The sequence below is a fragment of the Qiania dongpingensis genome (genome assembly GCF_014337195.1).
GTDB lineage: Bacteria > Bacillota > Clostridia > Lachnospirales > Lachnospiraceae > Lientehia > Lientehia dongpingensis.
On sequence record NZ_CP060634.1, the window covers coordinates 811,618 to 833,318 of the forward strand.

Here is a 21,701-nt window from a genome sequence, read left to right on the forward strand (position 1 = left end):
CTCACAAACGAGAATTTTATTGAATCTCGCCGGGTTCGAAGCCGGCCTCCACGATGGCTGCCTTCAGGGTTTCATCCGCTACCTCTTTTTCAAGGGTGATCTCTGCCTGCTTCTTTTCCAAATCCACCTCAGCGGTCACGCCTTCTATGGCGTTCAGCGCTTTCTCCGCGCTCATTTTACAGTGGTTACAGCTCATTCCTTCGATCTTCATGATTTTCTTCATAGTCTCATCTTCTCCTTTACTCTTTTCTTCTATGGGTTTTCTTATACAAGAACCGTCCGGACAGGAAATCTCCTTCGTCGGCGCTTCCGTATGAAAAGCAAACTTTGTCCGGAAGCCTTTTAAGCGCAGCGCGTTGCTGACAACGCAGACAGAGCTGAGGCTCATGGCGGCGGCCGCAAACATAGGGTTCAGCTTCCACTGAAGCAGGTTATAAAAAACACCGGCTGCCAGGGGAATACCAATACTATTGTAGAAAAAGGCCCAGAACAGATTCTCCTTTATATTTCGCAGTACGGATTTGCTCAGCTGGATTGCCGTCACCACGTCCAAAAGGTCGCTCTTCATAAGGACGATATCCGCGGATTCCATGGCCACGTCCGTACCTGCCCCGATGGCAATGCCCACATCGGCCCTTGCAAGCGCCGGCGCATCGTTGATGCCGTCTCCGACCATGGCGACACGTCTGCCCGACTCCTGTATATCCCGGACCGCCTTTTCCTTATCCTGGGGCATCACCTCGGCAATGACCTTGCTGATACCCAGCTGGTTCTTGATGGCATTGGCTGTCCTCTCGTTGTCGCCGGTCAGCATAACCACCTCGATTCCCATGTGTTCCAGTTCTTTGATGGCCTGTTCACTGGTGGGCTTCACCACATCGGCTACTCCTACGATACCGCAGAGGACGCCGTCCCTGGCAAAAAACAGCGGTGTCTTTCCTTCCTCAGCCAGCCGATGGGCGGTGGATTCTGCCTCAGCCACATCTACTCCGTTTTCTTCCATAAAGCTCTGATTTCCGGCCAGGCACGCTTTTTCCGAGAGCACCGCCTTTATCCCTCTGCCGGAAACTGCCTGGAATCCTTCCGTCTGCAAAAATTCAAGTCCTCTGTTTTCCGCCTCTTCTACAATGGCTTCCGCCAGCGGATGCTCTGAAGGTTTTTCCAAAGAAGCGGCCATCAAGAGCAGGCTGTTCTCATCCAGCTTTTCTTTTTTTCCATCCGAAGCTTTTGGCTCCAGAGGCAGAATATCCGTCACCTTCGGCTTTCCTTCGGTGATCGTCCCGGTCTTATCCATTACAACCGTCTTTACAGAATGGACCACTTCAAGGGATTCTGCCGATTTGATCAAGATTCCGTTCTCGGCTCCCTTACCGGTCCCGACCATGATAGCCACCGGTGTAGCAAGCCCGAGGGCACAGGGACACGAAATCACCAGTACAGAAATACCGATGGACAATGCAAATCCAAAGGTCGCGCCCACAAGAACCCAGATGATGGTCGCCAGCAGGGCGATGGCGATGACCACAGGTACAAACACTCCTGCGATCTTGTCTGCTAATTTGGCAATGGGGGCTTTGGAACTGTTGGCATCTTCCACCAGCTGGATGATCTTCGCCAGGGTGGTATCATCCCCGACTCTCGTCGCCCGGAAGGTGAAATATCCATTCTTGTTTATGGTGGCCGCGATTACCGTATCGCCCTCTCCCTTTTCCACCGGAATACTCTCTCCGGTCAGGGCTGACTGGTCAACGGATGCCTGGCCTTCTACGATCACCCCGTCCACCGGGATGCTCTGGCCGGGCCGGACTGCAAGGATATCCCCAGCGACCACTTCCTCCACCAGGATCTCTTCTTCTTTTCCGTCACGTATAACAGTGGCCGTCTTCGGCGCCAGATCATAAAGCTTCGATATGGCGTCGCTGGTCTTGCTCTTGGATCTGGTCTCCAGATATTTTCCTACGGTGATCAACGTCAGGATCATGGATACGGATTCAAAATACAGATCCATATGATAGCTGGCCACCAGCTCCATATCCTGTATGCCAAGCCCATATCCCATCATATAAATGGCTGCGATCCCATGGACCAGCGCCGCGCCCGAACCGATGGCTATCAGGGAATCCATATTGGGAGCTCTGTGCCACAGCGCTTTGAAGCCCACCTGATAATATTTTCGGTTCACATACATAACCGGCAGCGTCAGAAGGAACTGCGTCATACCGTATCCCACGGCATTCTGATGTCCGGATAAAAAGCCGGGGAGAGGCAGTCCGATCATATGCCCCATGGAAACATACATGAGCGGGATCATAAAACAAATGGATACAATCAGGCGGTATTTCATGTTCTTAAGCTGTTCCTCTACGGGATTCTTCTCTTTGACATCTCCGCCCTTTTTCTTTCCGCTTTCCTTGCCCGCCACGGAAGCGCCGTAGCCCGCATGGACCACTGCCGAGATAATGGCATCATCATCAAGCGCGGTCTCCTCATATTCTACCACAAGACTGTTTGACAGCAGGTTCACCGCGGCTGTCTTCACGCCAGGCAGCTTTCTGACACTCTTTTCCACATTGGCAGAGCAGGAAGAACAGCTCATTCCAGTCACATTAAATTTCTGTTTCATATGGCTTTTCCTTTCCAGTCGTTCATATACCCCCATTGGGTATATCATTATCATAAACGCTCTTTCGCTTATTGTCAACATATTTTGAAAAAAGATTCGGAAATATACCTTTGAATACCTTTTAAACAAGTTTTCTTTGTCTGGTTTACAATATAAGAGGAAATCCGATTCCATCCAGGCGGCTCGCTGGCAGCCGTAACCAGGATCTTTGCGGCGCTCACCTTACGATGGAATCGAATCCTTCCTCTTGCTCTTCTTCTCGCACCGAAATAAGCTCTCATTCGTTTTAAAAACCATTGGGGCGGTCCACCGCGGCCCGCTGCCGTAAGGCGCGCGGGCCGTGTGGATATCCAATACTTTAATGAAATCAGGAGAATGGAAGTCATCCGAAATGGTGAGGCAAAAAGATTCCGGGCCGGCCTAAAGGTGAGCGCCGCAGAGCAGCGGCCGGTGTTCCCCAGGTGGAGGGAGGCAGAAACGAAAAATACCGATTCCGTTTCTGAGCGAACCGGAGACGAGAAATCATAAAGATTTTCCCATTGATATGTGAGCGGTACTCCCGGAGCAGGATTAAAGCGGCCCCTGCATCGCCAGCGAACCAAAATCGTGACGGTCCGGAACCTCTGCCGGTGTCTGACTGGAACTTATTCGGAGCCTATTAGGAATGATTTCAAAAAGTGTTTTGTATCATACCCAAGGGCACCCCTTAATTCATGCCCTCCGGGCAGGCGCACTTCGTGCGTCAAGGTCTAACTCTAAATATTTGCTATGCTGAATTAGGAACGAAAGAAATGATTCCGTTTTCATTGACAATCCAATGCAAGAGCGATATGATATATATGACCATATAAAATTATTTAGTCATATATATTTGGAGGCCGATCATGCCAAGATTCAGCGATACGGAGAAAAAAATGATAAGACAAAAATTGATGCAGGAGGGTGAACGGCTGTTTACTTCATTCGGCATTAAAAAGGTGTCCATTGATGAAATCGTACGGGCCGCCGGCATCGCCAAAGGTTCCTTCTATTCCTTTTATCCCAGCAAAGAGCATCTTTATATGGATATCGCAGGAAATCTGCAGACAAAAATGTGGCGGGAAATGGATGAATTTCTGGATGAAAACCGCTCTTTGCCGCCGAGAGAACTCTGCAGACAGTGCTTTCTCTGGATGTTTCAGGCGCTTAAACGTTATCCCATGCTAAAACAAGCAGACGGCGAGACGGCTGAACATCTGTACCGCAAGCTTCCCCGCGAAGTAATCGAAGCGCATACAAAGGATGACAGCTGCGAGCTGATCAGGCTGCAGGAATACGGCGTTCATTTTACATGCGGAATTGAGACTGCCGCAAAAACATTACAGACGCTCGCGGTCAGCTTCCTCAATCTGCAGCAGGACGATTCCTCCGATCAGCAGGCCGTAATGAGAATCATTTTAGACGGCGTATTGAAGGAGATCATAAGCGATGAAAGTGATTGAGGTGCAGAATGTATTTCTAAAATATCCCTCTTCTAAATACGATACCATCAGGGGAATTACCTTTGATGTAAGACAAGGGGAAATCTTTGGTTTTCTTGGTCCGTCCGGCGCTGGAAAAAGCACCATGCAGAAAATACTGACGGGAACCCTTCGGGATTACCGCGGCAGTGTTCGTGTTTTTGGTACGGAGATGAAGCACAGGGCACACGACTATTATGAACATATAGGCGTAGATTTTGAATTTCCTAACTTTTACAGTAAATTTACGGCCATGGAAAACCTGACTTATTTTGCTTCCCTCTATTCCCGCAGGACAAGTGATCCTCTGGAGCTTTTGGAAAAGGTAGGGCTTCAGCATGATGGTTACAAAAAAGTTTCAAGCTATTCTAAAGGCATGAAGATGAGGCTTGGTTTTGTACGCTCTCTGCTCCATGATCCCAAGCTTCTTTTTCTGGATGAACCGACCAGCGGTCTTGATCCTGCAAACGCAAGAATATTAAAGGATATGATCCTGGAACAAAAAAAGATGGGCAAGACCATCCTTTTAACAACTCACAACATGCATGACGCAGAGGAGCTCTGCGACCGTGTCGCATTTATTGCCGGCGGAACGATCAAGGCAATCGATACACCGCATGCTTTACGCAAGTGCAAAGCAGACACAAAAGTAGAATACCGGTTTTTGGACAATGAAAAAGAGAAACAAAACGTATGTGCTCTTTCCGATTTGGCCCATGCTGAGGACTTTCAGGCCGCGCTGCAAAAAGGTACTCTGACAAGTATCCATTCTAAAGAACAGACGCTTGAGGATATATTTATTGAGCTGACAGGAAGGGGCCTGTAATGAGATTCCTAAATACCTTGAAAAACGATATCCATTTCCAGATAAAATATGGTTTTTATTTTCTGTATGCTTTTTTCAGCCTGGTCTATATCGCCGTGCTGCTGGTAATCCCGCCAGAATATAAAAAGATAACAGCCTCCCTCGTCATTTTGACTGATCCCGCAATGCTTGGCCTTTTCTTTATCGGCGGGATATGGCTTCTGGAAAAAGGAGAAGGCCTCCACAGCTTTTGGAGTATTTCTCCCCTCCGTACCGTAGAGTATGTATTATCAAAGTCCCTATCCCTGGCATTACTATCAACGATATCGGCCGACCTCATCATACTGGCTTCCATGAAAGGCCCGATCCATTTCTTTTTCTTGTCTTTCAGTGTATTCACAGGAGCCGTCGTCTTTAATCTCATAGGCCTGACAGCCGCGTCTTATGCCCGCTCGGTAAATCATTATATGATGATCGTCGCACTTCCCACAGTGCTTTTGTCAATGCCGCCTGTACTGACAGCGTTTGGAATAGCTCATCCTCTTTTGGAGCTGTTTCCGGGGACGGCGCTGTGGCGTTTGCTGGCCGCTTCCATCGATTCGGGGAAAGTTTTTAGCTGCCGGATGTGGATTAGTCTGATTCTCTGGCTCGCCGCCGCATTATTTTTCACAAACAAGCGCATTGGAACCGCCCTGCGGTCAGAAGGAGAGAAAAACACTTGAAACAGACAATGAGGCTTTTTAAAATAGGCTTAAAACAGATTTCAAAGGATGGCATGCTGATCGTCCTTATTCCAGCGCCGTTTCTGGCCGGGGTCTTTTTTAAGTTCGTCATTCCCTTTCTCAACCATATCCTGACAGCCAAATACCAGTTCTCCATTATCGCCTGGTATGGCCTGGCGGACGGTATGATGATCTGCCTGACTCCTATATTCACAGCAATAATATCGGCATTTTTGCTTTTAGAAGAACGGGATGAGGGCTTGAGCGCATTTTACCAGATCACTCCTGCGGAGGGGTATTCCTATTTATCTGCGCGCATTGGAATTCCCATGATATGGGCTTTTGCTGCCACGATAACTGTTTCTTTCCTGTTAAACCTCTCATCCTTATCGCTGCAGATTATTTTTTTATCCTCCATCATCAGCAGTCTTACCGGAATCTCTTTAGCGATGATGGTCGCATCCATCGCCGGAAACCGTGTAGAGGGACTTGCACTTTCAAAAATGATGGGACTCAGCTTTATGGGACTCATTTTAGTATGGTTTGTGCCTGCCCCATATCACTATTTCATGGCTTTTCTCCCATCCTTCTGGATAGGGAAGCTCCTGGCAGACGGAGCAGATTTCTTTATGTTCCTGCTTGGAGTGTTAACCAGCTTTATCTGGATAGCTTTATTCACAAGAAGATTTTTGAAAAGAGTATGACAACACCGGGGCACTCCCCCGACAACCCCCGCCTATTGCGGGTGAACATAAAAAAAGTGACAGAAAGGGAAATCCCTATTCTGTCACATGATCAAAACCTTGATTTAATATAGTCATTACATGTTCATCCGCCAGCGAATAAAAAACGGTTTTTCCGTCGCGCCGGAACTTCACCAGGGAACTCTGCTTTAGTATCCGAAGCTGATGAGAAATGGAGCTTTGGCTCATGCAAAGGAGCTGGGCGATATCACATACGCACATCTCATGCTCCAGAAGAACATATAAGATCTTGACCCGGGTGGGGTCGCCGAAAATCTTGAATAATTCTGCCAGGCGGATGAGAATTTCTTCATCCGGCGTCTGCTTTTTTAAAGAGGCGATCAGTTCAGGATTTGCATGGATATAGTCGCAGACCGGCACCTCAAATTCTTCCTTTTGTTTCATCCATGTTACCTCCGTTTATCATATCAAATATGGAATCCTGACAAAATATCAACAACATAAGTCTACTACCGGTCCGGAAAACTGTCAACCAGATTCCCTGGGTAAAGCTTTAAGACTCAAGGTTTTACAGCAAATTTCAAAACATCTTCTCTTTTATTTTCAAATATATCATATGCCCCCATGATTTCTTCCAGGCGGCATCTGTGGGTGATCAGGAAACTGGGATCCAGCCTGCCGCAGGCTATCAGATCCATGATCTCCTGGCAGTCGCTTCCATCCACTCCTCCGGTCTTAAAGGTAAGATTTTTTCCATACATTTGGGGAAGGGGAAGAATCTGGTCCTCTTCATACATCGCCACTACGACCACGACCGCGTTCGGCCTCGCCGTCTTCCAGGCCAGTTCAAATGTATCGCTGCCTCCCGCTGCCTCAAATACGGCGTCAGCGCCTCTTCCATGAGTCTCTTCCAGGATTCTCTTTACCACATCCTCTCTTCCGGGGGACAGAATTATATCCGCCAGCCCCTGCTCTTTTGCAGTCTCCAGTCTTTTCCTATCTGTATCCAGTGCAATGATCTTTGACGGACTGTACAGTCTTGCACACATCATCGTACACAGCCCTGTAGGGCCGGCTCCGATGACCACCGCCGTATCTGCGGGCTTAAGCTCCCCCAGCTTCGCCGCCCAATAGCCCGTGGACAGAATATCTCCTGTAAACAAAGCCTGTTCGTCCGTCACGTTCTCAGGAATAGCTGTCAGAGTGTTGTCGGCAAAAGGTATTCTGACATATTCTGCCTGCCCTCCGTCTATCCGGCATCCCAGTGCCCATCCGCCGTTCTCATTGGTGCAATTATTCACAAATCCTCTTTTGCAGTAAAAGCATTCTCCACAGAAAGTCTCTACATTTACAGCCACCCGGTCTCCTGGCTTTATCTGTTTCACCGCTTCTCCGGTTTCAGTCACGGTTCCTATGAATTCATGTCCCAGTATGACCCCGGGCACCGCCCTCGGGACCGCTCCGTGCTTAATATGGATATCGCTGGAGCATATGGTAGTAAGAGTCACTTTTACAATTGCGTCTTCTTTATCCTGGATAACCGGACGCTCCCTTGTCTGCAGCGTCACATTTTCTCTGCCTACATAGACCACGGCCAGCATCTTTTCCTTCTCCCGCATATCTGTTCTCCTAACTATCCTGTTTCTTTAAAGCCTTACCGGCTCTGCTGAAACATTTATCTTATATACAGTATAACAGAGCCGCTCGGGCAAGTCCAGTTTCCCTATCCTTCATGAGTTTACATATCCTTACGTTTCTGTTATGATGAAAAGAACTTATTAAGGAGGTACAAAATGATACCTATTGAACGTGATAATATCGGTTCTATCCTTCCCCTCTTTGAAGGCTGGAATGAAACCATGATCTGGTCATGCCTTCAGGGCTATATGGGAAAAGCGTGGGCCGACTCGGCAGAATCTCCCCGTTCTGCCAGGATCATCGTTGGAGATTTTTGTTGTCTGGCGGGCCTTCCTTGCCCGGAGCTGATTCCCGCTCTTTCAGAGAATCTTCCTCATTACCCGGCGCTGCTCATCCCTCAGGACCTCTCATGGGAAACGTGTATCGAACAGACATGTGGATCTTTCGTTTCCAAGTTCCAGAGGTATTCCATAAAAAAAGAACCGGGCATATTTGACCGTGACCGGCTCCTCTCTTATGTAAACGCCATCCCTGACGATTATCAGCTGACCATGATCGATGAATCGCTTTATCACATGGCCCTGGATGAAGAATGGTCCAAAGATCTCTGCTCCAACTTTTCTTCTTACCAGCAATATCAGTCCATGGGAATTGGAGCTGCCGCCCTTTATAAAGGCCGTCTGGTTTCCGGAGCCTCCTCCTATGCTGTATATCGGGAAGGCATAGAAATCGAAGTGGATACCAAAAGGGAACATCGGAACAGGGGGCTTGCCTGTGCCTGCGCTTCTCTTCTGATTCTCCGATGTATGGAACGGAACCTCTATCCAAGCTGGGACGCCCACGATCTTCGCTCCGTCTCCCTTGCCGAAAAACTTGGTTATCATCGGGATACAGCTTATACTGCCTATCTCTATGAACCAAAAAAATAAAAGGACCGCCAGAGTCTGATGACCAGATTCCGGCGGTCTTTTTACTTAGGGGTACTGCTTATATAATGAAATTAGTAACCGAAAATAATTCTATAATCACTTCTTCGTGATATATCCTTTCGCCGTCAGAAGCTCCGCGCAGAGAATCGCGCCTCCCGCTGCACCTCTGACCGTATTATGGGACAGTCCCACGAATTTATAGTCAAATACCGTGTCCTCTCTCAGACGTCCCAATGTCACACCCATGCCGTTTTCATAGTCACGGTCCAGCTTCACCTGGGGACGGTTGTCTTCTTCAAAATATTTGAGGAACGGCTTCGGTGCGCTGGGAAGGCCGAGCTTCTGGGGCTCACCTTCGAACTTCGCCCAGCGGTCCAGAATCTCTTCCTTAGAGGGCTTCTTATCAAAGGTCACAAATACGGCCGCCGTATGTCCATTGGACACCGGAACACGGATACACTGGGACGTGATCACCGGCCCCTCCGCCTTCTTGATGACGCCGTCTTCTACCTTTCCCCATATTTTCAAAGGCTCCTGCTCTGATTTTTCTTCTTCGCCGCCTATATAGGGAATCACATTGTCGATCATCTCCGGCCAGTCTTTGAAGGTCTTTCCTGCGCCGGAAATAGCCTGATATGTAGTCACCACTGCTGTTTTTATTCCAAACTCGCGAAGCGCATGAAACGCGGGAGTATAGCTCTGAATCGAACAATTGGGCTTTACGGCAATGAAACCTCTCTTTGTTCCAAGACGTTTTTTCTGAGAATCAATCACCTCCGCGTGCTCCGGATTCAGTTCAGGGATGATCATCGGCACATCCGGAGTCCACCGATGGGCACTGTTATTGGAAACCACCGGCACCTCGGCCTTCGCGTAAGCCTCTTCAATAGCGCGGATTTCATCCTTCGTCATATCAACTGCACTGAATACAAAGTCCACATCTGCAACCACTTCATCGATGTTGTGCAGGTCCTTCACCACCAGCTTCTTCACGCCTTCCGGCATGGGGGTATCCAGCTTCCAGCGCTCTCCGACCGCATCCTCATAGGCCTTGCCCGCGCTCCTGGGGCTAGCCGCCACCGTGACCACGTCATACCAGGGATGATTCTCCAGCAGGGAAATAAAACGCTGGCCGACCATACCTGTCGCGCCTAATACACCAACTCTCAGTTTCTCTTTCCTATCCATCTCATATTCTCCTCGTATTTCATTATATTTGACAAACCGCGCCAACATGTCTTTGTTGCGCGTACATCTGTCTTTCCTTTGCAGTATTCTACACCATACCGCCGCAAAATGCAAGCACTTTTTTCATATGTACCGATATTTATCAAAGGTGCATTTATCAGCACCGCCTGCGGCAGATCGCCTACAGCTCCGGGATTATCTTAAAAAACTCTTCAAATGTCACGGCCCCGTCCCAGTCATTATGCTTTTCATCAAATACCATATAATAGCGGAACCGGCTCCCGGAAGCCTTTTCCCAGGCGCGGCCCAGCATCAGCTTGTCCTTGCTGTTCCAGTTCTCCAGATGTTCTGATTTTGTCTCGACCACGATCAGATTTCCTTTGTCCGTAAACACGAGCAAATCCGGATAATGATTCTCAAAGCCGCTGATATTCAAGCCGCGTTTCGCAATATTCCTATGCCACCATACCACATTCTTAAGACTGGTGAGCACCATGACCATCTTGTGCTCCAGACTGTTCATCCTCTCCTCTCCCGTATATAAAGACATTCCTATGGTCGTGACTGCATGAACAGGTGAGATCGTCTCCGGCAGCCGGTAATGAGGCCGGCAGGTGATTTTCCCCTGTTCCAGCCACAATTGAAACTGCTTCAGCTGGTGCTCTTTAAGCAGCCCAAGCACTTTCTTTTTGATAGCCTCCGCATATCCAAAGACCATTTTTTCCAGCTCCGCCAGCTGGTCCCGGTTCATATTATCCACGATCCGGTCTACATATTCCGCCAGCTCCAGAGAATCCACCTGATTCAGGCTGCTTAGATGTTTGCAGATGATCTCTTTATGATTCTGGATACGCCTCTCTTCCGGCAGCTTGGATAAAATCTCCCGGAAATAGGCCCTTTCCATTTCATTCATTTTAAACGCTTTGGGAACGGCGTCTTCTGAGCCTTCGACATCCACGCGGTACAGTTCCTGGGAAATATGGTCAAGCCTTATATCGTATGGCTTGCCCTTCAATGTAAATCCTTCCGTCAGGTGCTCCTGGCAAAGCGGCACAAAGCTGGCGCCAGTGATGATATTGTACGGTGTTTCAAGGTAAAATACCGGAATCTGCAGCGCCATTGCCTTTTTTTTGAATTCCGGCTTCATATGGAAAATCTTCATCCTGTCTCTCACCTCCTGGGGCGGGGTTTCCGGCCAGTCAAAGCTTTCTTCTTTTGTGTGATTTATCTCTTTTTCGTACGCCTTCAGCTGTTCTGAAGCCATCTGCAGCATAGAAGCGGCACCAAATAAGGGCAGCGGTTCCGTCTGACGCTCGTTCCTCTCCCTGCGTTTTAAAAGCTCCTTCTCCAGCTTCTGGTCATCAAAGTCCAGAAATTCCTCTGTCTCTGTTTCCTGTTCTCTTATGGAATCCCGGCCGGTATCCATTCCGCCGGCACACGTTTCTCTGCCTTCCGCTTTTCCCTCCGCTTCCTCATAAGTTCCCGGTACCCGGCAGTCCCTGCTGCTGAAGCCGGCGCTGTTAAGCCCCTTTACAATCTCATCCACCGTATTTCGAAAATCATTAGAGGAAGTCAGGACATAGGACATGTTGAGGGCAGGCACCTCACATTGCTTCGTATAGGGCTGCCGCAGAATCCGGCCAATAACCTGCTCCACATCCACGCGGGAGGTCTTATTGGCAAGCGTCGCCAGCACATAGGCAAAGGGGCAGTCCCATCCTTCCTTCAGTGCATTGACTGTGATGATATATCGGATACTGCAGTCCTTCCCGGTCAGCTCCTTATCCCTGAGCTCATTGACTTCCGCAGTCTTAATCGCGATCTCTCCGGCCGGAACTCCGCTGGCGATGAGTTTTTCTTTAAGCTTCTGGAACGTGGCGCTGTCTTCTCTCCCCCTGGGCTGCGCCTGGAACAGTACAATGGGCCTTATATATCTCCCGCTCCGCTTTTCCTCTTCCTCCGCCAGTTTCTCCAGATTGTTCCGCAGATCTATGGCATCCGCTATGACTTCCGTCTGGCTGTCCCGGTTATATACCACCACCGGCAGCTTTACCATGTGCTCTTCTTTCAGCTGAGCCGCGTCCACATATGCGATTATATTGCTCTCAGGCCGGGGAGTGGCCGTCAGATCCAGCACAAAGCACGGATTGAAATTTTCCAGCATCTCCAGGCTCAGACTGCTTCTCGCATGATGGCTCTCATCCACGATCACAAAGGGAGACAGCTGACTTATAACCTGAATCAATGACGTCTTGTCAGCCCCCTTCACCGCATACTCCGGCTCGCCAAGGGCTCTCTGGAAGGACAGCAGACTGCTGTTCTCCTGATAAGCCTTTCGTCCCTCTTTCCTGCTGGACCGAAAAGAATCGTAGGAAAGCACCAGGATGGACAGCTGTTCAGTCACCGTACCATAGTTAAAATTCTTTCCGCCGAGCAGTTCCTCTTTGGTATATACTTCCACCCGTCCGCCGAAATCTCCGTCTATTTTCTGTCTGTAAGGATGAGCCGTATCCTTCAGATTTTCAACCGTCTGTTCCAGAATCGTATCGGTAGGCACCAGCCATACCGCCACTTTTATGCGTTCCGGACTCAGCGCGTCGAACACCGGCTTCAGTGAATTGCATGCCAGATATGTCTTTCCTCCTCCGGTCGGAACCTTAAAGCATACATGAGGTGTCCTCCGGATGATATTTTGGTAGGCCGGCATACCGTCAGGCCCCAGCCCCACTCCCTGTTCCTCCCATAAATTCTTGTATGCCTCCGAGACCGTCTCCGCCGTACTCAAAAGCTCCAGAAAGCGGCGCAGCTTCTCTATGACCTTCATCTGGTACTTCTTTATTTCCATCCGCATTTCTCCTTTGTCCGCCAATTTCTCAAATCCTCTTTATGTCTCTCGGCACTTTTTTAAACGTGATCTGATATTCGGACAACTCTGCTTCACTCAGACTGCATCTGTCCGCATAGATTACATAATGCTCTGCCCTTTCCCGGATATTCGTAAGAAAATTGTAATCCAGCACGGCGTCCTGTTCCTTCGTATGATACAGATAATACGCAGTGCCCTTATTTTTTCCCAAATAAAACGGCAAATTTTCATCTCCACGGGTCTTCTCAAAAAAGCCCCCCGCCTCCGTATACCAGATATACTCCTTAAGCCTTTCTTCGTCTATCTGACTGTTGAGACGTCCTCCGTCCAGAAACAGCGGCTCTCCTATCTCATAAAAACTGAAGTCTCCTCCCAGGCCTTCTGTCTTTCCGCCGCCGGAGATCACTCGTTTAACCCGTTCTGCCGTCACATTTTCGGCATAGTCCATCATCTCCACCAGAATGAACTTCCGGTTTCCGCCGTCCTTCCGATTCATATCCAGTACCGCATGGGCCGTAGTCCCGGAACCGGCAAAGCTGTCTAAAACAATAGAATCTTTATCTGCCGCCTGCTGCAGGCAGTATTCCACGATCCCCACCGGCTTCGGCGTGTCAAACTGCCCCTTTCCGAGAATCGACTTTATCTCAAGAGTGCCGGTTTCACTGGCGAATTCGCTGCCGGACCAAAAAGACTTCGGCTTAACCCGGCGTTTTTCTTCCCTTTCCAGGTAATCCTTTTGAAAAATGTCGTATTCCATCCTCTTTTTCACCAGGCGGACCTCCAGTTCCGAAATCCGCTCCAGAACCGTGCTTTTGCCCCATCTCCAGGTCCCATTCTCGCCGTTGGAGAGTTTCGGCAGTATCTCCACAGCCCCATCCGCCGGTTCCAGGGACAGCTTCCCGGAAGCCTCCTGATAATAGATAGGATAAAACAGATTGGGCCTGTCCTTTTCCCTGGCGTTGCTGCCCCTTTTTCTCAGCCCCAAAAGCCGGTACCGTCCCTTCTCGTCGGACAGCTTATATTCTTTTTCATATTCTTCCGGCAGAGAGACCCCCCGGGTGACAAAGCTCCCTTTCTGATAGATCAGAAGACTTTCATGGGCCGTGGCGATATATTTATCGTCACTCCGTCCCTTCAGATTGTTGATGACGGCTATATCCGCAACAAATCCCGATGGTCCGAATATCTCATCACATATCAATTTCAAATTGAATTTCTCATTGTTGTCGATGCTTATGAATATGGCTCCGTCCGGCGCCATCAGCTTTTCCAGCAGTCTAAGGCGCGGATACATCATACAAAGCCATTTATCATGGCGCGACAAATCCTCCCCTTCCTTTCCAACGGCCTCTCCGAGCCATTTTCTCATCCTGGGGTCATTTACATTGTCATTGTATATCCATTTCTCATTTCCCGTATTGTAAGGTGGATCGATATAGATACATTTAACGCTGGCTGTATATTGAGGGAGGAGCGATTTCAAAGCCTCCAGATTATCTCCGCGGATAATCATATTGCCGCTTCCGTTGTCCTCTTTTTTGCTTCCGCCCTCATCAAAGCTGTATTTCCGCTCCAAAAAACGGTACGGCACCTTCTGATGATAGCTTACGATTTTATCTTTTCCAATCCATTCCAAGGTCGGCATGATGTGTGATCCTCCTGCGGTGACTGCACTCCCTGCTGCTTTTTACGGACTAATTATAACATAAAAAGACAATACTTTCATCCGGCAAAATTTCTTTAAATACCTTTTTAAATGCAGGGCAGAGAAAATGATTTCAAAAATATACCTTGACGCACGAAGTGCGCCTGCCCGGAGGGTATGCATTAAGGGATGCCCTTGGGTATACAACCAAATACTTTTTGGAATCATTCCTGAAGGGTCTTTACCAAGACACCGGCAGAAGTTCCGGGGCGTCACGATTTCGGTTCGCTGGCGATGCAGGGGCCGCTTTATCCCCGCTCCAGCAGTACCGCTCACATGTCGGCGGGAAATCTTTATGATTTCCCGTCTCCTGTTCGCTCAGAAACGGAATCGGATTTTCCGTTTCTGCCTCCCTCCGCCTGGGGAACACCGGCCGCTGCCCTGCGGCGCTCACCTTTAGGCCTCCCCGGAATCTTTCTGCCGGTGTCCTGCCTGCCGCACCATTCTGGATGATTTCCGTTCCATTGATTCCAGAAAAGAATTGGATATCCACATGGCCCGCGCGCCTTACGGCAGCGGGCCGCGGTGGACTGCCCCAATGGCTTTCGAGGCAAATGAGCGATTATTTCGGTGCGGAAAAAAGAGCAAGAGGAAGGATCCGATTCCATCGTAAGGCGAGCGCCGCAAAGGCGTTAGCAGAATTTTCCCGGACGCAGGGAGGCAAAAATCGCATATCATGCGGATTTTTGTTGGAATCTGACATGGAAAAATTTAGGTTTATCCATGTCAGTTGGAAAGGACCGACTGGAGGCCGCAAAGATTCTGGTTACGGCTGCCAGCGAGCCGCCTGGATGGAAGCGGACTTCTTCTTGCCTTGCAAATCAGACAAAAAACTTGTTTGAAAGGTATTCAAAGGTATACAAAAAAGCCTGTATCCGACATCTGTCAGACACAGGCTCTCTAAGCTCCCGGCCGGACTTGAACCGGCGACCTATTGATTACGAATCAATTGCTCTACCAACTGAGCCACGGAAGCACGTCTCCAAGCTGTTAAAGCTTGTCAACGTTACTAATATACTATAGGAATTTCTTCCTGTCAACCGATTCTCGAACATTTTCTTCCCTGTTTTTACAGTTATGGCAGATACGTAAGCCGGCTGCCCAGCCTGCTCAGCAGCTCATTGGAAATGCTGCCCGCCTGCTCCGCCACTTCGCTGGCGAGAATCTCTTCTTCCCCATCCCTTCCGATCAGCGTCACTGTATCACCTGCCGATATTCCCGGGATTCCGGTCACGTCTATCATCATCTGATCCATACAGATCCGTCCCACTATCGGCGCCCGCCTTCCTTTAATCAGTACGCTCCCCTTTCCGCAGGACAGGCTTCTCGGATATCCATCCGCATATCCAATGGCAGCGACCGCTATGTCACGGTCGGATGATGCGGTATATGCCCTGCCGTATCCCACACTTTCCCCGGCGTATACTTTCCTGACCGAAGCTACTGTCGACTTAAGAGCCAGGGCCGGTCTCAGATCCAGTTTTCTTCTCACCCAGGTATCTGTTCCGCTGTCCGCCCCATATAAAATAATCCCGGCCCTCACATAATCGCAGTCAATATCCGGATAGTTCAAAAAACCGTAGCTGCTTTGCACGTGAATCTTCGGAAGCACGATTCCCTGTCCGGACAGTTTCTCTAAAAATCCAAAAAACGTTCCGAGCTGGCTTTCCGTAAATTCTATGTCCTGCTGTCTGCTGCTGTCCGTAGCGCACAAATGTGTGAAAATACCGGTTATCTTCAAATGTTTCATCTGAAAGACCTCCACCGCACAGTCTACATCGTCCACAGAAATTCCCAGCCGGTGCATCCCTGAATCCACCGCCAAGTGGACCTGCAGGTCTATCCCCGTCTTTTCCAGCGCCAGGGCGTGCTCATGATCGCAGACAGTTTGTATCAGCCGCCAGCGTCTGAGTTCCTTTGCCCTGGAGGCAGGCGTATATCCAAGTATCAGGATCTCTCCCTGTACTCCTTCTTTCCGCAATGTGATTCCTTCATCTATGGTCGCTGCTGCAAACGCCCTGACCCCCGCCCGATTCAGGCATCTGGCGGTCGCTGTGTCTCCATGTCCATATGCGCCGGCTTTTACCACCGCCATCAGCCGGCAGCCCTGAGGCATATCCTTCTGCAGGACCCTGGCATTATGCATAAGGCTCCCCTGGTCGATTTCCACCCAGGAGCGGCAGCCTTCCGACGGTGAACGCATAGGATGACGCTTTTTCCATTCCCGCATGACCTGGCAGTATAGGATACCGGCCAGGCCGGAAAGGAGAAGAACAGCCAGATAAAGCGCCATGGGATGTTCCGTCAGATATGTCTGTTTGGAAAACAGCTTCGCTGCCATCCTCACCGCAACGATCGCCATGGGATGGACGATATAGATGACCATAGATATATCCCGGAGCCTTTCCCTTCTTCTTCCCCGAAAGAAAAGAAGCCAACGGAACAGCAAATACATGCAGGGAAGAAGAAGTATATACATACTGTCATGCCGCTGGAGACCGAACGCCCTGAGGAGCAGTCCCTCTGCAGTCATCAGCACCAGCATGAGCAAGAAGCCTGCGAAGTATGAAAGGCCTCCCCTTATGCTCCTCCTTCCTTCGTTTTCCGCTATCCAGGCCCCCATGACAAAAAACACGGGCGCATAAAAAATCCCATTTCGTGTGTAATCGGCGACGGCAAACACATTGTCGTAGAATGTTTTTAAAACCGGAATCTTTGCCGACAGACCGTAGTAGCTGTCCCCCAAAAGGCCAACTGCATAGAGACAGACCGCGGCAATAAACGCTTTTTTGAAGCCTATCCTGCGGATAAGAAGTACCGATATCCAGGCCCCGGCGACGGCTGCCGGAAAGTACCACAAATGATATAAAGTTCCGTCAAACAGAACATCCTTCAGAAATTCCGGCAAAAATAATTTTGTATTGAAATATCCCATATAGAGGTTGAGCGGCAGGTAAAAAATCATGGATATCAGATACAGCCGCAGTGTGGCTTTTGTAAAAGCAGCCAGTTTCTCCATACGGTTTTCTGTTCCTTTTTCCAGAAAAAAGCCGGAGGTCATAAAGAAAAAGGGAACCGCGACGCGGGCGGCAACCCGTGTCAGAATAAAATCACCGGTCTCATTCCAGGCAGCGAGGGGAGAAATGTGAATAGCTGCGACCAACAGCGCGGCGGCAATCCGAAATCCGTCAATACCGGTATATGCTTTTTCTCGTTTCATCTTATTGCCTCCACAGTGTCACAACCCATCCGTCCACATTGTTTCCGGAGCTCTCCGCTATGGCGTTGTCCGCTACTGCCACCGACGGATTCTCCGTCATCTCATCCTGCACGTAAAATATCTCAATTTCTTTGCCCGGACCGCCGGTTCTCAAATGTTTCCCGTCATAAGGATAATTTTTTATGAATTCTGTATATTCTTCCAAACAGAGTCCTTGTCCTTCCATGATTTCAGAATGAGGATATCCCACGTATCGGAAATGCCACGGTTCCCCGCCAATTCCTGTCACCTCTTCTTTTCCTTCCGGATATCTTTCTATAAAGCCATATCTGGCGGCCCTTTTTCGAAACGCTCCTCCGACACCGTCATATGGAAACTCCGGGCGTATGAAATCAATGTTCTCCTGATCAATCCCCAGATCAATAGCCAGTCCCGTCTGATGCTCGCTGTGATCTGGAAGGGCCACATATTTTCTGGTGAACTCCCATCCGTTTTCTGCAACGGAATCCTTAAATATCTGCTCTTGCTCCGCTTTCGGCCGGTAGCCGCTCACCGGCACGATTTTTCCCTCGGACCGAATTTCCTTTAAAAGCTGGGCCAAACAGGAGGAAGCCCTTGTATGGAGCAGGATTCCCGGGTGCCTGCTGTCCACGGGCACGCAGGAAAACCTCATTTCTCCCGCGATTGGATGCTTTTCATTCACTAAGATTAAATTCCCCATGTGGACAGACCGGCCGGACAGTACCATCTCTCTCATGTCTCACACCTCCTGCGCCATAAGCGTTTCCAAAATCTCCTCGAAGGACATTCCAATGCCTTTCATCATATTGGGAAAACGGCTGTGGGCAGTAAATCCCGGTATGGTATTTACTTCATTAAACACGATCTGGCCGTTTGGTGTCAGAAACATGTCCACCCTGGCAAAACCGGAGCAGTCCAAAGCCCGGTATATGGTCTCCGCGCACACTTGAATCCGTTTTTCCGTCTCTTCGTCGATTCTGGCCGGCATATGGATTTTGGAGCTTTTCAGAGTATACTTCTCTGTATAGTCAAAAAAGCCTTCTGAGAGTTCAATCTCATCCACTCTTCCTAAAATCAGCTTTTCTTTTCCCATTACGGCGCAGCCTACTTCAAAGCCTTCCACATTCTCTTCAATGATGACTTCTCGGTCATGCTGAAACGCTGCGTCCACTGCGGACAAAAGCTGCGTCCTCCTGTCCGCTTTTGTGATCCCAAAGGAAGATCCCGCCCTCACCGGCTTTACAAACAGCGGATATTCCAAATCTTTTGTCTTTTCGTAAAGCTCTGTTTTTTCCAGTCTTTTTTCCAAGACGACAGCTTTCGGCACTGCTACGCCGGCCTGGGCAGCCAGCTGGTGCGCCCGGTATTTATCCATGCAGAGAGCAGACGCAAACGTTCCGCACCCGATGAGAGGGATGCCTGCCAGTTCCGCTAATCCCTGTATCGTTCCATCCTCCCCGTTTTTTCCATGAAGTACTGGAAATACTGCATCCACATAGATCTGACGGATTTCGCCATCCTTTTCTTCTACGATCCCGTGGACAGAACGCTCCGGAGAGAGAAACGCCTTTCTGCAGGTTTCATGCTTAACGTGCCACTGATCCGACAGAATCTCTTCAAAAGCCCCCATATACCGAAACCAATCTCCGTTCCGCGTGATTCCTACCGGTATCACCTGATATTTTTCTGTGTTCATGTGGGTGAGCACCGCATAAACGGACTGGAGAGAAACCGGATATTCCGTGGAGCATCCGCCAAATATAACTGCTATCGTTTTTTTCATATTTTTTCTCCTTTTCTTTCATAGGACGAGCTGCCTTTTTTAGAACAGAATAAAAAAATATCCGCCGTCCTGGTAGCTTCATCATACCAGGACAGCGGATGCTGTTCTTATTATCCATCCTATGGAAATCCGATTCTTTTCTGATCAAATTCTTACAATTTTCCTACGGCCGCGGAAGCACCACATCAAAACGGATGATATTTTCCCTGCTGTATGCCGATATTCGGCCTCCGTGCAGCTCGACGATCTCTTTTGCTATGGCAAGTCCAAGACCTGCTCCGCCGCTTTTTGTGGATCTGGAATTATCCAGCCGGTAAAACTGTTCAAATATCCTTTTAAGCTTCTCCTCCGATATCTGATCCCCGTCATTGATAAAAGACAGCTTCACCTGATTCGGCATTTCTTCCACCCAGATTCGGATCGTACAATCCTCATAGCTGTAATTGACCGCGTTGCGGAGCAGATTATCAAATACCCTCTGTAACTTATCCGGGTCACAATAGATACGCAGATCGTCGGGAGCCTGAAGCACACAATTCAAATTTTTTTCCCTCAGCATAGGCTTGAATTCATATATCAGCTGATTCAGCATGCGGATCAAATGGACCTCTGTTTTTTCCAGCGTGATATGAGACAGGTTAAACCGGGTGATGTCAAAAAATTCGTTGATGAGATCATCCAGACGCTCTGCCTTTTCTCTGGCGATGGTAATATAACGGTTCCGCATTTCTTCCGAAATCTGAGGCTCATCCTGCAGTAAAGTCAGATAACCGATGACAGACGTGATCGGTGTCTTCAGATCGTGGGCCAGATATGTGACCAGATCATTTTTCCTCTGCTCTGCCTCTCTCGCGACCCGCTCATTGTTCAGGACGCTTACCTTAATTTGATTCATCTGGTTTTCCAGATCCTTTAAAGGAGCCGAAAGGGTCACCATGCTGTCATCCTGCTTGTAGATCACTTCTGCCGCGTCTGCAACTTCCTGGAAATAGGAAAAAGGTTTTCTCCAATAATACAGGAAAATGCCGATATACCCTATCACGATATAGGCAAGGGCAAACAATTCTCTCCTCATGTCAAACCATCTGGCGACCCGGTAAAGAAGCTCGTCCCCCGACCAGGTTCTGAAGCTGAATACATTGATGGCCAAAAAATAGCCGATTATCCCAAGCACGGTATAGGAAAACAGGGCGATTATCATCCTGAGGAACAGCCGTCCCGCCAGGCCGCCGCTCAGGTTCTTTTTTTTATTCTTCAATTTTATATCCAACTCCCCATACTGTTTTAATAAAACGCGGCCTTTTTGGAGGCTCGTTCAGCTTTTCCCTGAGCCGTCCGATATGCGCCATCACCGTATTGTTGTTGTTTTCCAGATATTTCTCTCCCCACACGGCCTCAAACAGTTCCTCAGAAGGCACTACCTTTCCTTTATGCTCACATAAATACCAGAGAATGGAGAATTCTAACGGCGTTAGACATACCGGCTTATCATACAAAAAGCACTCATGAGTATCACGATTTATCGTAAGTCCCCGGATGTCATGCTCCTGTCTCTCCTCTTCTTCTGCCTGTCCCACGTGATTGTAGCTTTTATACCGCCTGAGCTGAGTCTTGACCCGCGCTACCACCTCCAGGGGATTAAAGGGTTTTGTAATATAGTCATCCGCCCCTAAGGTGAGTCCCATGATCTTATCCATGTCCTCGACCTTTGCTGTCAGCATGATGACCGGATAAAAATATTTCTCCCGTATTTTCTGGAGGATCTTGAAACCATCTATGTCCGGCAGCATTACGTCCAGAACCGCCAGATCGAGCCCGCCCTCTTCCATACAGGCCAGGGCGTCTTTTCCATTATAAAACTTCTTTACAGAATAACCGTCATTCTTCAAATATACTTCCACCAGATCCGCAATCTCTTTTTCGTCATCCACCAATAATATCTGTTCTTTCATCCTTCTGCCGCCTTCCTTCTGCTGCTCTGCCGTTCTCCCCATTCTA

The 21,701-nt window shown here is 49.0% G+C and carries 18 protein-coding genes and 1 tRNA gene; 6 read left to right on the plus strand and 13 right to left on the minus strand.

Going from position 1 to position 21,701, the window contains the following annotated elements; translation table 11 throughout:
• Positions 1–16 precede the first annotated feature (16 nt).
• On the minus strand, positions 17–2,623 hold the full coding sequence (locus H9Q78_RS03760; RefSeq protein ID WP_249303671.1) for a heavy metal translocating P-type ATPase: 2,607 nt from the start codon (positions 2,621–2,623) through the stop codon (positions 17–19).
• A gap of 342 nt (positions 2,624–2,965) precedes the next feature.
• Between H9Q78_RS03760 and H9Q78_RS03765 the strand changes: the two genes are divergently transcribed.
• From H9Q78_RS03765 to H9Q78_RS03785, 5 genes are all read left to right on the plus strand, one after another.
• Positions 2,966–3,151: a hypothetical protein gene (locus H9Q78_RS03765; protein WP_249303672.1), complete on the plus strand. Its 186-nt coding sequence runs from the start codon at positions 2,966–2,968 to the stop codon at positions 3,149–3,151.
• A gap of 356 nt (positions 3,152–3,507) precedes the next feature.
• A complete protein-coding gene (locus tag H9Q78_RS03770) occupies positions 3,508–4,104 on the plus strand; it encodes a TetR/AcrR family transcriptional regulator (protein ID WP_249303673.1) in 597 nt (198 codons plus the stop codon).
• A complete protein-coding gene (locus tag H9Q78_RS03775) occupies positions 4,097–4,948 on the plus strand; it encodes an ABC transporter ATP-binding protein (protein WP_334298678.1) in 852 nt (283 codons plus the stop codon). Before H9Q78_RS03770 ends, H9Q78_RS03775 begins: the two co-directional genes overlap by 8 nt.
• Complete coding sequence (locus tag H9Q78_RS03780; protein WP_249303675.1) at positions 4,948–5,649, plus strand: fluoroquinolone export ABC transporter permease subunit; 702 nt, start codon at positions 4,948–4,950, stop codon at positions 5,647–5,649. The genes H9Q78_RS03775 and H9Q78_RS03780 overlap by 1 nt, the downstream gene beginning before the upstream one ends.
• A complete protein-coding gene (locus tag H9Q78_RS03785) occupies positions 5,646–6,353 on the plus strand; it encodes a hypothetical protein (RefSeq protein WP_249303676.1) in 708 nt (235 codons plus the stop codon). Before H9Q78_RS03780 ends, H9Q78_RS03785 begins: the two co-directional genes overlap by 4 nt.
• Before the next feature lie 75 nt (positions 6,354–6,428).
• Here H9Q78_RS03785 and H9Q78_RS03790 read toward each other — a convergent pair whose 3' ends face one another.
• Together H9Q78_RS03790 and H9Q78_RS03795 are read right to left on the minus strand one after the other, a co-directional pair.
• Entirely contained in the window at positions 6,429–6,797 is a 369-nt protein-coding gene (locus H9Q78_RS03790) for a metalloregulator ArsR/SmtB family transcription factor (protein ID WP_249303677.1), read from the minus strand.
• 116 nt (positions 6,798–6,913) lie between these two features.
• Entirely contained in the window at positions 6,914–7,954 is a 1,041-nt protein-coding gene (locus tag H9Q78_RS03795) for an alcohol dehydrogenase (RefSeq protein WP_408635195.1), read from the minus strand.
• Between the two features lie 192 nt (positions 7,955–8,146).
• On the opposite strand from H9Q78_RS03795, the gene H9Q78_RS03800 reads away from it, so the two are divergent.
• On the plus strand, positions 8,147–8,920 hold the full coding sequence (locus tag H9Q78_RS03800; protein WP_249303679.1) for a GNAT family N-acetyltransferase: 774 nt from the start codon (positions 8,147–8,149) through the stop codon (positions 8,918–8,920).
• 96 nt (positions 8,921–9,016) lie between these two features.
• Here the strand turns inward: H9Q78_RS03800 and asd are convergent, their stop codons facing one another.
• From asd to vanR, 10 genes are all read right to left on the minus strand, one after another.
• Complete coding sequence (gene asd / locus H9Q78_RS03805) at positions 9,017–10,108, minus strand: aspartate-semialdehyde dehydrogenase (RefSeq protein WP_147597041.1); 1,092 nt, start codon at positions 10,106–10,108, stop codon at positions 9,017–9,019.
• A 181-nt stretch (positions 10,109–10,289) separates the two neighbouring features.
• On the minus strand, positions 10,290–12,953 hold the full coding sequence (locus H9Q78_RS03810; RefSeq protein WP_249303681.1) for a DEAD/DEAH box helicase: 2,664 nt from the start codon (positions 12,951–12,953) through the stop codon (positions 10,290–10,292).
• Between the two features lie 28 nt (positions 12,954–12,981).
• Positions 12,982–14,619: a site-specific DNA-methyltransferase gene (locus H9Q78_RS03815; protein WP_249303682.1), complete on the minus strand. Its 1,638-nt coding sequence runs from the start codon at positions 14,617–14,619 to the stop codon at positions 12,982–12,984.
• Between the two features lie 241 nt (positions 14,620–14,860).
• Positions 14,861–15,172: a hypothetical protein gene (locus tag H9Q78_RS03820; protein WP_249303683.1), complete on the minus strand. Its 312-nt coding sequence runs from the start codon at positions 15,170–15,172 to the stop codon at positions 14,861–14,863.
• 410 nt (positions 15,173–15,582) lie between these two features.
• Positions 15,583–15,655: transfer RNA gene (locus tag H9Q78_RS03825), tRNA-Thr, on the minus strand.
• 99 nt (positions 15,656–15,754) lie between these two features.
• Complete coding sequence (gene vanT, locus H9Q78_RS03830) at positions 15,755–17,899, minus strand: serine racemase VanT catalytic subunit (RefSeq protein WP_249303684.1); 2,145 nt, start codon at positions 17,897–17,899, stop codon at positions 15,755–15,757.
• Between the two features lies 1 nt (position 17,900).
• Positions 17,901–18,656, minus strand: coding sequence for a M15 family metallopeptidase (locus H9Q78_RS03835; protein WP_249303686.1), 756 nt, complete (start codon positions 18,654–18,656; stop codon positions 17,901–17,903).
• Between the two features lie 3 nt (positions 18,657–18,659).
• Complete coding sequence (gene vanG, locus H9Q78_RS03840) at positions 18,660–19,703, minus strand: D-alanine--D-serine ligase VanG (RefSeq protein WP_249303687.1); 1,044 nt, start codon at positions 19,701–19,703, stop codon at positions 18,660–18,662.
• Between the two features lie 163 nt (positions 19,704–19,866).
• On the minus strand, positions 19,867–20,961 hold the full coding sequence (locus H9Q78_RS14610) for a sensor histidine kinase (RefSeq protein WP_456300201.1): 1,095 nt from the start codon (positions 20,959–20,961) through the stop codon (positions 19,867–19,869).
• On the minus strand, positions 20,951–21,655 hold the full coding sequence (vanR, locus tag H9Q78_RS03850) for a VanR-ABDEGLN family response regulator transcription factor (RefSeq protein WP_249304724.1): 705 nt from the start codon (positions 21,653–21,655) through the stop codon (positions 20,951–20,953). Before vanR ends, H9Q78_RS14610 begins: the two co-directional genes overlap by 11 nt.
• Positions 21,656–21,701: the final 46 nt, after the last annotated feature.